This window comes from Nitrospira sp. Vd2, assembly GCF_979581665.1.
On the sequence record NZ_CEFZSK010000040.1, the window covers coordinates 63,327 to 77,740 of the forward strand.

Genomic DNA, 14,414 nt, shown 5'->3' on the forward strand with positions numbered 1-14,414 from the left:
TACGCCAGCGGGGTCGACACAAGTCACTGACCCGTTGCCGACACAATGAAGGTCGTCACGAGATGGTGGGAGGCAGGCCCCACAGTGGAGCCGGACTCGACGTGTGAAGGACCTCAACATCCTTCGCGTTGAGATGATCGACGAATGTTTCTGCCCCGCGGCGACTGACAGTGACATCGATCCGCCCCTCGCCGATAGCGATGCCGTGCACTTCCAACCGCGGCAACCACGGCGGGAGGAAGGGCGCGATGACGCAGCGTCGCCGAGGCGCGTCGGGGACGAGCCCGAGAAAGAGCTGCACGGCCAGAATCGGCACGACGGCCGCCCAGGCCTGCGGACTATTCGCTTCTTCGTACGGAACCGGCAAGCCATGCGTTCGGTCCAGGCCGCAGAACAGCTCGGGGAGCCGCTCGGCCTCAAAGGCGGCAGCCGCCTCAAGTAACGCGAGGATCATCTGCGAGGCCGGCTCCTTGAATCCGTAGCGCCAGAGACCGGCCGCGGCCAAGATCGTATCGTGCGGCCAGACCGACCCCAGTTGATAGGAGAGCGGATTATACGCGCGATGTTTCGCGGACAGCGTGCGGAGCCCCCACCCCGAGAACATATCGGGTTCCAACAATCGCGCCGCGACTGCTGCCGCGCGGCTGGGATGTGCCGCGCCGGTCCAAAGGAGATGGCCGGGGTTGGATGAGATGCTCGGGACCTGTCGTTTCTGTCCGTCGAGGGCCATGGCGTAGAACTGCCGCTCCGGCATCCAAAACCGCTCGTCGATGCGACGGTAGAGGTCCGAGGCCGCCTTGCGGAGGCGGCTCGCGTCAGCCGTCTGGTCCGTCTCTTCCAAGAGTTCGGCCATCGCCAATTGGGCGGCGAACCAATAGCCTTGTAGCTCGATGGTCGCGAGTGGCAACGGCGCGAGCCGGCCTTCTTCATCGACGATGGCATCACCTGCGTCCTTCCAACCCTGATTGTAGTAGCCCTGACGGCCGCGAGTCGCGTACTCGAGCAAGCCGTCATGGTCGCGATCACCGAGTTCCTCACACCATCGTAACGCCATTCGAGCGGTCTGCAGGTGCGCATCCAAGAGGCTTCGGTCACCGGTCCAGCGCCAGGCATGCCATAGACCAAGACAGTACAACGCCGGAACATCGTGCGCGCCATAGTAGGCTGCATGCGGGATCTCGCCTCGGGTCGCCAGCTCTCCGTGCCGAACCTCGTGCGGGAGCTTACCGGGCTCCGCATCCCGAAAGTCATCGCGGCGTGTCGCCTGAAGTGCGCCGAGCGCTTCCAGCGCGCCGAGCGCGGGCCAGACGCCGTCCAGCCCGGCCATCAACGCGCTGACCAGCGTGTCGCGACCGAACAGTGCCAGGAACCATGGGACTCCGGCCGCCACATAGGGGGGTCGGCCGCCTCGCGTGACGGCGAGCGAATAAAAATCCTCACGCCCGCGCGTAAGCGGGCGCTCGAGTATGGGGGCCGTCCGCACCGTCACCCGGCAATAGTCCCTGGCTGGGCTCGGCTCAGGCCCATGCGGATCACCGGAGAGAGCGAACCGCTCTCCATCGATCTCCGGAATGGCGTCGAGGCAGCACATCCATTCAGTGTTGGGCTCGAGTTGGACATCAAAGAGCAATTGTGAGCCTGCATAGGAAGGGCCGGCGTGTGGACCGGCGCACTCAATGTGGAGCTTTCGGCTGAACCCGCCGTACTCGTAGGCGAGGACCCCGCCGCAAAGCCGGCCGTCCCGACGCACGTTCAGGCGGGGGCGAATGATACGGCGCCGTACTTCGAAGATGTCGGCAAAATCCGCATCGAGCTGGATCGCGAACCGGACGGTCACGGGTTTCGGATAAAAGCCGCGAATGGTAAGACAGTCATGCAGGATGCCATCGACCCGACGGCGCAGGCTCAGCAACAAGCGCCCGGAGGGAATTTCATCTTGGACGCATCGGAGACCGGGATTTTGAAATTCCCACTGTGCCGTTGCACGACCCTGCAGAGACCGTCCCAACAACTGCCACGACTTCCCACCGATTGCAAGGCGGTAGGTCGACAAGACCCGCGTATCACCGGCAAACAATCCATGCAGCTGATGGGAGCGGAGCTGTCCGTCCACGGCACATGCCAATGCGACCCGGCCGCCGTGCAACACCGTTACCGGCGTGAGCACCCGCACTTCGCCGGTCATCGCGGCACGTACACGATCCCAACGATCGCGCCCCACAGCACGTGCAGCAGGAGGTTCGTCACGGCAAACCGAGGACTGCGCGTCTTCCAGCCCATCAACCCGAGACCCGAGACCGGAGCGACCAGAGCACCGGCAAAGAACACGGCCAGCGCGACTCCCCACACGATGCCTTCTAGCGGTCTTGGCCATGCGAGATTCGGCTCGATGACCGCCGCCCACACCAGCACGAGCAGGATGCTGTTGATGAGATGCGAGGCGATGCCGATGAGCCAAGCCATGGGACTATCAGACACCATGTAGCGCCGGCCCAAGTCCGCGATATCGACAGCCACAAGGCCCGGCACACTTCCCGCCCAGAGCCCCGCCACGGCCATGACGTAGCCTGCGATGAAGCCGGCGAGCATGACTCCAAGCAGATCGACCTCCCGCCACGACAAAATCTCCATGCTAAGTCCTGCTGTTATCGTACCAGCCGCGGGCAACCACCGACACACGGTCCTTCGCGCCGCCGCGGACGTTGGCAGATCGATCTTGGATCACGCGGCACCAGAGACCAACGCGGCGATGGCGTGAGGGAAAGAGAGCAGGTCCTCGGTCGTTCCCACCCGCTTCGCTCACTGTGCCGATCCGACGCGAGTGACGAGCTCCGGCGTGATCTCCCTTAACGACGGAACGACGGCCTGCGCGAGGTCAAGCGCCTCGTGACCCGGCGGATACTGCCGGTTCGGCACCGCTACGACACGCATGCCGGCGGCGATGGCCGACCGAATCCCGTTGGCTGAATCCTCGATTGCCACGCACGCCATCGGACGTACGCCCAGCCGGTTCGCCGCCTCCAAATACACGTCGGGCGCCGGCTTCCCGCTCTTTACCTCTTCACTGGACAGCACGATTCGAAAGCACTGCTGCAGGCCGGCTTCCCTCAGCACGACATCAATCAATTCTTGATTGGACGAGGACGCAACGGCCAGCGGCCAGTGCAGTGCCAGGCGACGCACACAGTCGACTGCGCCCGGGAGCAGCGGCAGATGAGTGGCATAGGCATCGGCCATCCGGCGCACGACTTCGACATTGATTTCCCCTGGCGACCGCGGCACCCGCAAGCGCTCGTGCATATAGCAAGACCACTCCGGCGCGCTCATTCCCATCATGTCGCGGTGAGCATTGCCGTGCCACTGGCCGCCCCATTCTTCTGTCAGGGCTCGACGCACGGCGTCCCACACCGACTCCGAATCGATCAGCACGCCGTCCAGATCGAACACCACGGCGCCGACGCGAGTCACGCTCATGCTCCCATTGGATGTTCGAAATCAGCTTCTTGGCTCTGCCGGGAAGGGCCAACGCCGGTCGCAAGGCGGCCAAGCCTGCCCTGCATGGACCACGTCAGGGGCCGGAAATCGCCACAGCTGCCATCTCCGCGGCGCGTCCGGCACGTACCGGATGGGCCGACCGCTCAGCGGCATCCTACCATACAGCGTCAGTGGTCGAGCGCCTCGCCGATCAGCAGAGATCAGCCGATGTTATGTTTGGTCGTGACGGAACGGCACCGCCGCCCCCGACACGCTCCCATCAGGCCCTCCTCTTCTTGAGCTCAACGCCGGCTGCCGCCAGAATGTGATGTACAGTCAGCGCTCTCAATGCCATCCATATTTTTCATGCGGAGGTCGACCATGAGCCGAGGGATACGACACCTGATGATCGCGATGGTGATCGCGTGCGTGGGGGCTGCGGATGTCGCGCGTGCCCGGACGGCGTCCATGGAATTTACTCCCGGACCGCGCATGATTCGATTCATCGAACGGATCGCGCACGAATACGAAGGGCATGACAGCACATTACACTTGAGCGAAACACAACAAGAGGCCATCGCGGATCTGCTCCGCGCATTCAAGAAGGACATGTGGCTGAAGGAGGCGATCCTCATCGGCATCTTTCAGGAACTGGAGGACAAGCGCCGTTACGGTCTGCTCGCGCCTCAAGCCGATTATCGGACCGCAAACACGTTAACGGGTGGAATCGAGACGGACGAGCTCTCCCTCTTCATCGAGACGCTCACCAAACTGCAGGGCATTCTGACCGACGGCCAACGCCAGCGCCTGCGAGACCTGTGGCATCCACCCCTGACCGTCCAGATGTCTCAGGGCGCGACGATCAAAATTGCGTTGTTGTCCCTCGAAGGTATTGCGCAACCCTACACCTGGCAGGACGATCTCCGGCTCACCGACGAGCAGGCCGAGGCGTTGCGAACCCTGCTCGCAGAAGGACGGGCCGATCTCATCCGAATGGGCACGGTCGTCGATCTCAATCGAGTCGAAGGGGATGAGCTGGCCCTGACTCCCGACGTGCGCCCTGAGCAGCTTCGTGAAAAGATGACCAAGACCGGGGACATGGAGGCCGAGCTCTTTGCAAAACTGTTCGACCTATCCGACCGGGTTGAGCGCCTCCTGGCGGCGGACCAACGAGCCCGACTGCATCAACTGAAGCAGCGCCGCGCGGAACAGGCCTCCACTCATGGATACGGGCACACGGGCAATCGGCCTCCGAGCGACCCCGCGGAACCCCGGCGCTTTGATTTTTTCTTGGATCAAATTGATGCGCTCCACCTCTCCGGCGACCAGGTCGCGCAGCTCGTCTCGCTGAAGGAAGAGACGCGCAAGACGATCCTGCTCGAGGAGGCCAGGCTGCGAGGGATGGAGCTGGATCTGACTGACCAACTCTACGACCGTAACCGTGCCGCGGGGGGCGACTCCTTCAACTCTCAGCTGCGACAGCTGGAAGATATCCGGCTAAAGATCATGACGACGCGGCTGGAAGGCTACATGAAATCGAGGGAGGTCCTGACCGCTGAACAACGCGCGCGCAGCTTCCCGGTCCAGAGCCTCTTCGAGGGGCACAGCAAACCATAAAAGCCCGACGAGAAGGAAGCGTGAGGAAGGATCACAGGGAGGAGGCGTACGAAGCACAGGAGACGGTGTGGCCGCGCGCCAGCAGTTACGGCCGAGGGACGGATTCGAGCTTGTCCAGGTACGCACGGTCCGCGGCCCATCGTCTCGTCAGCCGGTCGTGCAATTCATGCAGTCGCGCTTGTTGCTCGGGCGTTAAGACGGTCTTCAACGTCTCGGTGGTACGTCCGACAATCTCTTCGACCCGCGGCTGCTGGGCCAGTCTGAGTCGTAACAACTCCAATTCGGCGGTGCCGATGATGCGCTCGGCCTCGCGGCGCTGCTCCTCCGACAACCGGAGTTCACGCGTCAGATGCGTGATGATGCGCGGCTTCAACCGCGCCAGCCCCTGCTCCCATGTGTGTTGTCGCTGTAGCTGATCGTACGTCCGCGCGCCGATGATCCCGACCAGTACCCCACAGACAAAGACGACCGCGACCGCTGTCCAAATGCGCCACGACTTGACCGGGCTGACCGAGTCGATCCTCATAGTTCTCCTGTTACAAACGAGTCATCGACGCCGGTGATCAAGGCAGACAGTTCCACGGCGGCGCCGCTCGCGCCGTGGTGCCACGTCAAGGCTGACCCGACCAACAGCGCGGAGACGACGGCGACGACAGCCGCCGCGCGCCACAACACGCGCGGGGCATCGCTAAACACCCGGCCCCTGCTCGCCTGTCGCCGCACGTCTACCATCACTCCATACAGCCAGGTTTCGTTCGGCGGCGGTATCTCCCGCCGTTGCCAGGCAAGTCGCAAGGCCCGCTCGAGCTTCTCGACCGCATCCTGCCGCTTCATTCCGCCTCCTTCACCAATCCTTCGATCACCTTCCGTAACTGTTGCCGGGCGCGATGCGCCCGCACCTTCACATTCACGACGCTCCAGCCGAGCAGGGACGCGGCTTCACGCACCGATCGCCCTTCGAGGTGCACGAGGGTGAGAACCATCCGATTTTCCGGAGACAGGCGGCTCAAAGCGACCTCCACAACTTCCGCCGCTTCCCGTTGCCGCACCAACGCCTGGAAGCGCTCGGCCGATTCCTGCGCCAAGACCGCATCGGCCCATTGCTGCTCGGAGTCTGCGATAGCGCTGGCCGGCACCTCCCGATGCGCCCCTTGTCGGCGCCACGTGTCGTAGCAGGTCCGGACGGCAATCGTCGCCAACCAATGCTGAAACGGCACGCGGAACGAAAACGTAGGCAGCGACACATAGGCCCGGACGAACACCTGATGTGCCACCTCGTCGATCATGTCCGGCCGAACATGGCCTCCCACAATCCGCCGAACATGCGCTTGGTGACGAATGATCAGATTTTCAAACACCTCCACGTCGCCGGCAATGACACGTCCGATGATCGCTTCATCGGTTTCGGAACGTTGGCGATCCTCCCCGGATGCGTCCTCATACTGTTCGACCATCCAGCGTTCATCACCAGTGAGGCATGCTCGCTACCATAACAGTCGCCCTGGCGGTCGAGGAGGTTACATCACGTCGGCCTTGTAACCTCTCTCACCTCCCGACCGACTTAGTAAGCGACGGATTCTGCCGAGTCCGTGCAGAGCATGAGCTGCCATCGAAGCAGCGATTAACCAAGAGGGAGCCTGTCGAGCATGATGATGCCGTTTGGTGAAGATGTCCGCAAGGTCCCCATGCCACCGACGGACTCGACCGCGGGGATGCGCGGGCTCAAACGTGCGCTGATCGTCGGAGTCATGCTCGGCCTGCTCGGTGTAGCCGGCTACGCGGCGCTGACGCGGTCCGGAGAGGCCCAACCCCGGGTCGCGGGACCTGCCTCAACCGGCGTCCGGGTCATCCCCGTGGTGGCACTCCCCGCCAAATCCGGTGAGATCGGCCTCTACCTCCATGGGCTGGGCTCGGTCACGCCGTTGAATACCGTGACCGTGAAAAGCCGTGTCGATGGCCAACTGATGCGGGTGCTCTTTCAGGAGGGTCAACTGGTCCGTGCCGGCGATCTCCTCGCCGAGATCGATCCTCGACCCTTTGAAGTCCAGCTCAAACAAGCCGAGGGACAGCTTGCCCGCGATCAGGCCCAATTAAAGAATGCGCAGCTGGACCTGGTTCAGTACCGCGATCTCTACCGGCAAGGGTTCGTGCCCAAGCAGCAAGTGGATACACAAGAAGCGCTGATTGCCCAGTATGAAGGAATTCTCAAAACCGACCAAGGCCAGATCGACAACGCGAGACTGCAATTGGCCTACAGCCGCATCACCGCACCGATCAGTGGGCGCGTCGGCTTGCGGCTCGTCGATCCCGGGAATATGGTGCGCGCCGGTGAGCCCAACGGCTTGCTCGTCATTACGCAACTTCAACCGATCACGGTGATCTTTACGATCCCGGAAGATGCGCTGCCGCGCGTGCTCCCGAAATTGGAGGCGGGCGAAGAGCTGCCGTGGAGGCCTTCGATCGGGAACAGAAGCACCGGGTGGCGGTCGGGAAGCTCGTCACCGTCGACAACCAAATTGCCCCGAACACCGGCACCGTTCGCCTCAAGGCCCTGTTCCCAAACACCGACCATGCGCTCTTCCCCAACCAGTTCGTCAATGCGCGGCTCCTCATCGAAAAGAAGCAGCAGGCGACCATCATTCCCTCGGCCGCCATTCAGCGGGGGCCAAAAGGCGCCTTCGTCTATGTGGTGCAGGACGATCGCAGCGTGACGGTCAGGCCCGTCACCGTGGGCACGACGGAGGGGGATGAGGCCTCGATTGAGGCCGGGGTTGCCCCCGTGATCTCATCGTCCTCGATGGAACGGAAAAGCTGCGGGAGGGCAGCAAGGTCGAACTTCGCGGCCAGGACACCGGCGGTCGGCAGGGCGAGCCCGGAAAACCGGATTCACCATCGATCCGACGGGGCCCCCCAGGGGACGCGCGCCGTTCATGAATCCTTCACGCTTGTTCATTGTGCGCCCCGTCGCGACTGCGCTGCTCATGGTCGCCATCTTGCTCGCCGGGGCGCTGGCCTATCGTCAGTTGCCGGTCTCGGCGCTCCCGCAGGTCGACTATCCCACGATCCAAGTTCTGACCTTTTATCCTGGCGCCAGTCCCGACGTCATGGCCTCCTCGGTCACCGCGCCGTTGGAGCGGCAGTTCGGCCAAATGCCGGGGCTCAAGCAAATGACCTCGACGAGTTCGAGCGGCAGTTCGATTGTCACGTTGCAGTTCACGTTGGGCCTGAGCCTGGATGTCGCGGAGCAACAAGTGCAGGCCGCGATCAATGCCGCCGGCACGTTCCTGCCCCGCGACCTCCCCAACCCGCCCGTCTACAATAAAAGTCAATCCCGCGGATGTGCCCATTCTGACGCTCGCGTTGACGTCCGACACGCTACCGCTCCCACAGGTGGAGGATCTCGCCGATACGCGACTGGCGCAGAAACTGTCGCAGCTCTCCGGCGTCGGACTGGTCAGCCTCAGCGGCGGCCAGCGGCCGGCGGTCCGGATTCGGGCCAACCCCGCGGCCTTGGCGGCCTATGGGCTCACGTTGGAAGAACGTCGCATCGCCATCGCCGCGGCCAACGTCAATCAGGCGAAAGGCGCGTTCGACGGTGCCCGACGTGCCTCGATTATTGCCGCGACCGATCAATTGTTGACCAGCGCGGAGTATCGCCCGCTGATCGTCGCCTATCGCAACGGTGCCCCGGTCCAGCTCGGGGACGTGGCCGAGGCCATCGACGACGTGGAGAACGTGAAGCAGGCCGCGTGGATGAACGAGCGACCGGCCGTGATCCTCAACATTCAGCGGCAACCCGGCGCCAATGTCATCGAAGTCGCCGATCGGATCAAGCAGGTGCTCCCTCAACTCGCGAGCTCGCTACCCGCGGCGGTGCACGTGACCGTGCTCACCGACCGGACGACCACCATCCGGGCATCGATCAGAGACGTGCAGTTCGAGTTGATGCTGGCAGTCGCGCTGGTCGTGATGGTCATGTTCCTCTTCTTGCGCACCCTGTCTGCGACCATGATCCCCGCTGCGGCGGTCCCGCTATCGCTCGTCGGGACCTTCGGGGCCATGTATCTCATGGGCTTCAGTCTCAACAACCTCACGTTGATGGCGCTGACGATTGCCACCGGCTTTGTCGTGGACGATGCGATCGTGATGGTCGAGAACATTGCCCGCTACATCGAAGCCGGAGAGCCGCCGCTCCAGGCGGCGCTCAAGGGCTCGCAGCAGATCGCCTTCACGATCCTGTCCCTCACGGTCTCGCTCATCGCGGTCCTGATTCCACTGCTCTTCATGGGCGACGTCGTCGGGCGCCTCTTCCGTGAATTTGCCATCACGCTCGGCGTCACGATTCTCGTGTCGGCCCTCGTCTCGCTCACCCTCACGCCCATGATGGCGGCCAAGCTCCTCAGGCGCACACCGGCATCGCGGGAGGGCGCTGTCGCCAACCTGTTGCAGCACGCGCTGTCGTGCCTACTGGACCGCTATGCCGGCACGCTTCGGTGGGTGTTGGCCCACCAGAGCGCCACCCTGATCGTCGCCGTCGTCACGCTCGTCCTGACGATTCTCCTGTACCTGGTCGTGCCGAAGGGCTTCTTCCCGATTCAGGACACGGGGCTGATCCTCGGCATCTCGGAAGCCGCTCCCTCGGTCTCCTTCGCCGAGATGGCCCGACGGCAGCAGGAGATTGCTCGGGTGATCCTTCAAGATCCGGCGGTGCAGAGCCTCTCATCCTTTATCGGTGTGGATGGCATGAATACCACGCTCAACAGCGGTCGCATCCTGATCAACCTCAGCCCCCTCGCGGAGCGGAAGCTCAGCGCGACGGAGGTCATCCGGCGCCTGCAACGGCACGTCGCCGCGGTGGACGGCATCCGGCTCTTCATGCAGCCGGTCCAAGACCTCACCGTCGAGGACCGGATCAGCCGGACGCAATTCCAGTACACACTGGAAGACCCGGATGCCAAGGAGCTGACCGAGTGGGCCCCGAAGCTGGTGGATCAGTTGCGCCAGCTCCCGCAACTCCAGGACGTGAGCAGCGACCACCAGGATCATGGACTGCAGGCGTTCTTGACGATTGATCGCAGTACGGCCGCGAGGCTGGGAATCACGCCGCAGCTCATCGATGAGACGTTGTACGACGCCTTCGGCCAGCGGCTCGTCTCCACGATCTTCACGCAGCTCAATCAGTACCGAGTGGTGCTGGAAGTGAAGCCGGAATTCCAGACCGGGCCGCAGGCCTTCGACCACCTCTACATCCGCTCCGCCTTCGGCGGTCAGGTGCCGCTCAGCGCCTTCACGGCCCTCACCGAGACGACGACACCGCTGACCGTCACGCACCAGGGTCAGTTTCCTGCCGTCACGCTCTCGTTCAATCTGTCGCGGGGCAGCTCCTTGGGTGACGCGGTGGAGGCCATTGAACGCGCGACCGATGAGGTGCGGCTTCCGGCCAGCATCCGCGGGAGTTTTCAAGGAACGGCCGAAGCGTTTCAAGCCGCACTCGCCAATCAGCCGTTCTTGATTCTTGCGGCCCTCGTCGCCGTCTATCTCGTCTTGGGAATTCTGTATGAAAGCTATATCCACCCCTTGACGATCCTGTCGACGCTGCCGTCGGCCGGGGTCGGGGCCCTGCTCGCGCTCTTGCTCGCACGAACGGAGTTCACCGTGATCGCGCTAATCGGCATCATCCTGTTGATCGGCATCGTGAAGAAGAATGCGATCATGATGATCGACTTCGCCTTGCAGGCCGAGCACGAGCAGGGACGGTCGCCGACGGAGGCCATCTATGAGGCGTGCCTGTTGCGGTTCCGGCCGATCATGATGACGACGATGGCGGCCCTGCTCGGTGCCCTTCCTCTCGCCATGAGCACAGGCGTGGGCGCTGAGCTTCGCCGCCCGTTGGGACTCGCGATCGTCGGCGGCCTCGTCGTGAGCCAATTGCTCACGCTCTATACGACGCCGGTGATGTATCTCGCCTTCGACCGGCTCGCGAAACGGTTCCGGAGACAGGGGTCGTACTTGACGGCCACTTCCAGCCTCGAGGCTGAGCAGCCGTGAATCTCGCCGCTCCGTTCATTCGCCGGCCCGTGGCGACGACGCTGCTGACGATTGCGGTGGCCCTCATTGGGCTGCTCGCGTTTCGGCTCCTCCCTGTGGCCTCGCTTCCGCAAATCGAATATCCGACCATCACGGTGTCCGCGACACTGCCGGGCGCGAGTCCCGAGACCATGGCCACGTCGGTCGCCGCCCCCCTCGAACGGCAATTGGGTCGGATCGCGGGCGTGACGGAAATGACCTCGACGAGCACCTTGGGCTCCACGAACATCACGTTGCAATTCGACTTGGAGCGCGACATCGACGGGGCGGCGCGCGATGTCCAGGGCGCGATCACCGCGGCCCGCGGGTCGCTCCCGGCGACGTTGCCCAACAACCCGACCCATCGAAAAGTGAATCCGGCCGACGCGCCGATTCTGATCCTCGCGCTGACGTCGGACCTCGTCGATCGCGGCCGGATGTACGATGCCGCCTCGACGATGCTCCAGCAAAAGCTCTCCCAAGTCGAGGGCGTGGGCCAGGTCAGCGTGGGCGGCGGCTCGCTTCCCGCGGTCCGAATCGATGTAAATCTCACCGCGTTGAATCACTATGGGATCGGCCTTGAAGACGTCCGGCGTGTCCTGAGTAGCACGAATGTCAATCGTCCGACGGGCCAGCTCACCGACGGCACACGCACCTGGGAGATCGACACGAACGATCAGCTTCGGAAGGCGGAGGACTATTTGCCGTTGGTGGTGGCCTATACGGGCGATCGGGCCGTGCGACTCGGCGATGTCGCGAACGTAGCGGAGTCGGTCGAGGACATTCGGACGACCGGCTTGGCCAACGGCAAGCCCGCCGTGCTCGTGATCATCTATCGCCAGCCGGGTGCCAACATCATCGAAACTGTCGATCGCGTACGCGCCATCCTTCCGCACTTAGAAGCCGCGATCCCCGGGAGCATGTCGCTGTCCGTCGTGTTGGATCGCACACCGATGATCCGCGCCTCGCTGCGCGACGTCGAACGGACGCTCCTGCTGTCCGTCTTCCTCGTGGTCCTGGTGGTCTTTGCCTTCTTGCGCGATGGGCGCGCGACGCTGATCCCCACCGTCGCGGTCCCCGTCTCGCTCATCGGTACCTTCGGCGCCATGTACCTGCTCGGGTACAGCCTCGACAACGTCTCGTTGATGGCGCTGACCGTCGCGACCGGCTTCGTGGTGGACGATGCGATCGTGGTCCTCGAGAACATCGTACGGTACCGCGAACAGGGGGTCTCTCTCTTGGAGGCGGCGCTTCGGGGCGCGAGAGAGATCGGCTTTACCGTCCTCTCGATGAGCGTCTCGCTCGTTGCCGTGTTCATCCCGATCCTTCTGATGGGCGGCATGGTCGGTCGCCTCTTCCGCGAGTTCGCGGTCACGCTCTCGGTCGCGATTCTTCTTTCGCTGCTCATCTCCCTGACCACCACGCCGATGATGTGTGCTTGGCTGCTCGACCGGAAGCCGTGGCACCGGCGAGGCGCCGTGTCCCGCATGGCAGAACGAACCGCAGGCTGGATGCTGTCACGCTATGAGACGAGTCTCTCAGCCGCCCTCCGTCATCCAAACGTCATGCTGGCACTCACCCTTGCGACCCTGGTCGTCAGTATCTCGTTGTTCCTCGTCATTCCGAAGGGGTTCTTCCCGCAGCAAGATGTGGGGCGGCTGAGTGGAACAATTCAGGCCGCGCAGGATATCTCGTTTCAGGCGATGCGGCAGAAGCTCACCGAGGTTACGGAGATCATCGCGACCGATCCTGCCGTCGACACGGTGATTGGATTTGCGGGAGGCGGAGGTCCGAGTTCCACGACGAATACGGGGCGGATGTTCATTGGGCTGAAGCCGTTGGAGGAACGGCAGCTGAGCGCCGACCAGGTGATCACTCGGCTGCGAGGCAAACTGTCCAAGGTCCCGGGGGCGCCCACCTACCTCCAAGCGGTGCAAGACCTTCGGATCGGGGGCCGCGCCAGCAGCAGCCAGTACCAGTACACGTTGCAGGCGGACGACCTCGCGGAACTGAACCGCTGGGCGCCTCGCGTCGAGCAGAAACTGCGCACGCCCCCGGCGCTCGTGGACGTCAATAGCGATCAGCAAGACAAAGGCGTGCAATCGTCGATTGTGTTCGACCGCGGCACGGCGTCGCGCCTCGGCATCACGCCGCAGTTGATCGACGATACGCTCTACGACGCGTTCGGTCAGCGGCAAGTGTCCGTGCTCTACACACCGTTGAACCAATATCACGTCGTGATGGGCGTCGCGCCGCAATACTGGCAACATCCCGATACCCTCCAGGATCTCTATGTCCGATCACCCCGCGGCACGCAGGTCCCCTTGAGCGCATTTGCACATTACGAGACCACCGCAGCGGCCCTGTCGGTCAACCACCAGGGTCAGTTTCCCGGCATCACCCTCTCGTTTAATTTGGCTCCCAATACCTCCCTTGGGGACGCCGTCGATGCGATCACGCGCAGCATGCACGAGATCGGCCTTCCGGACGGCATTCGCGGAAGCCTGCAGGGCACGGCCAAAGCCTTTCAAGCTTCGCTGGCGAACCAACCGGCGCTGATTCTCGCCGCGCTCGTCAGCGTCTATATCGTGCTCGGCATGCTCTATGAGAGCTACGTGCACCCGTTGACGATCTTGTCCACCTTGCCCTCGGCGGGCGTGGGGGCCTTGCTCGCCCTGCTCCTCTTCAAGATGGACCTGAACGTCATGGCCCTGATCGGCATCTTCCTCTTGATCGGGATCGTGAAAAAGAACGCGATCATGATGATCGACGTGGCGCTGGACATGGAGCACCGTGGGGCGGCACCCGTGGACGCCATTTATCGGGCGTGCTTGTTACGCGTTCGCCCGATCATGATGACGACGATGGCGGCCTTGCTCGGCGCGCTGCCGCTCGCCCTTGGCACCGGCGCGGGGGCGGAACTCCGCCGGCCCTTGGGGATTGCGATCGTCGTGGGCTTGATGGTGAGTCAACTTCTGACCCTCTACACCACGCCCGTCGTCTACCTGTTTCTCGATCGTCTTCGCCTGCGTGCTCGTGCGCTCGCGCCCCATGCCACTCGTTCAACGGGCAGGAGCGATCTGCTCGGCTCTCATCCTCAATAAGCGCACGGAGGAGGAGAATCCAATCTCATGCTGACCGCGCGCCGACAGCAGCACCATTGTAGTCGGTTCAAGGATCCTCGGGTACGACACAGATTCCTACACGGTCGCAACCTACCTGCGGGCTGGCAGGCCCGTGGCGGTCCGGCGATGATT

8 protein-coding genes and 3 pseudogenes are annotated in these 14,414 nt (G+C 63.3%); 5 read left to right on the forward strand and 6 right to left on the reverse strand.

Annotated elements, in window-relative coordinates; all coding sequences use genetic code 11:
• Positions 1-55: 55 nt before the first annotated feature.
• From AC1U7K_RS16975 to AC1U7K_RS16985, 3 genes are all read right to left on the reverse strand, one after another.
• Positions 56-2,185, reverse strand: a complete 2,130-nt coding sequence (locus tag AC1U7K_RS16975; protein WP_480252885.1) for an amylo-alpha-1,6-glucosidase — start codon at positions 2,183-2,185, stop codon at positions 56-58.
• Entirely contained in the window at positions 2,182-2,631 is a 450-nt protein-coding gene (locus AC1U7K_RS16980) for a hypothetical protein (protein ID WP_480252886.1), read from the reverse strand. The genes AC1U7K_RS16975 and AC1U7K_RS16980 overlap by 4 nt, the downstream gene beginning before the upstream one ends.
• 168 nt (positions 2,632-2,799) lie before the next feature.
• Positions 2,800-3,474, reverse strand: coding sequence for an HAD family hydrolase (locus AC1U7K_RS16985; protein WP_480252888.1), 675 nt, complete (start codon positions 3,472-3,474; stop codon positions 2,800-2,802).
• A gap of 381 nt (positions 3,475-3,855) precedes the next feature.
• On the opposite strand from AC1U7K_RS16985, the gene AC1U7K_RS16990 reads away from it, so the two are divergent.
• A complete protein-coding gene (locus AC1U7K_RS16990; protein WP_480252890.1) occupies positions 3,856-5,091 on the forward strand; it encodes a hypothetical protein in 1,236 nt (411 codons plus the stop codon).
• A gap of 85 nt (positions 5,092-5,176) precedes the next feature.
• Here AC1U7K_RS16990 and AC1U7K_RS16995 read toward each other — a convergent pair whose 3' ends face one another.
• Genes AC1U7K_RS16995 through AC1U7K_RS17005 form a run of 3 tightly spaced genes read right to left on the reverse strand, consistent with a single transcriptional unit; the run spans position 5,177 to position 6,545 of the window.
• Complete coding sequence (locus AC1U7K_RS16995) at positions 5,177-5,617, reverse strand: hypothetical protein (protein WP_480252891.1); 441 nt, start codon at positions 5,615-5,617, stop codon at positions 5,177-5,179.
• On the reverse strand, positions 5,614-5,925 hold the full coding sequence (locus AC1U7K_RS17000) for a hypothetical protein (RefSeq protein ID WP_480252893.1): 312 nt from the start codon (positions 5,923-5,925) through the stop codon (positions 5,614-5,616). Before AC1U7K_RS17000 ends, AC1U7K_RS16995 begins: the two co-directional genes overlap by 4 nt.
• Entirely contained in the window at positions 5,922-6,545 is a 624-nt protein-coding gene (locus tag AC1U7K_RS17005) for an RNA polymerase sigma factor (RefSeq protein ID WP_480252895.1), read from the reverse strand. The genes AC1U7K_RS17000 and AC1U7K_RS17005 overlap by 4 nt, the downstream gene beginning before the upstream one ends.
• Positions 6,546-6,839: 294 nt before the next feature.
• Between AC1U7K_RS17005 and AC1U7K_RS17010 the strand changes: the two are divergent.
• From AC1U7K_RS17010 to AC1U7K_RS17025, 4 genes and pseudogenes are all read left to right on the forward strand, one after another.
• Positions 6,840-7,445: pseudogene (locus AC1U7K_RS17010) on the forward strand (efflux RND transporter periplasmic adaptor subunit); the annotation flags it as partial.
• 125 nt (positions 7,446-7,570) lie between these two features.
• A pseudogene (locus tag AC1U7K_RS17015) lies at positions 7,571-7,807 on the forward strand (hypothetical protein); the annotation flags it as partial.
• A 214-nt stretch (positions 7,808-8,021) separates the two neighbouring features.
• Positions 8,022-11,139 (forward strand): annotated as a pseudogene (locus AC1U7K_RS17020) (multidrug efflux RND transporter permease subunit).
• Positions 11,136-14,261 (forward strand): multidrug efflux RND transporter permease subunit, encoded by a 3,126-nt coding sequence (locus AC1U7K_RS17025; protein ID WP_480252896.1) that lies wholly within the window; start codon positions 11,136-11,138, stop codon positions 14,259-14,261. The pseudogene AC1U7K_RS17020 and the gene AC1U7K_RS17025 overlap by 4 nt, the downstream one beginning before the upstream one ends.
• Positions 14,262-14,414 lie beyond the last annotated feature (153 nt).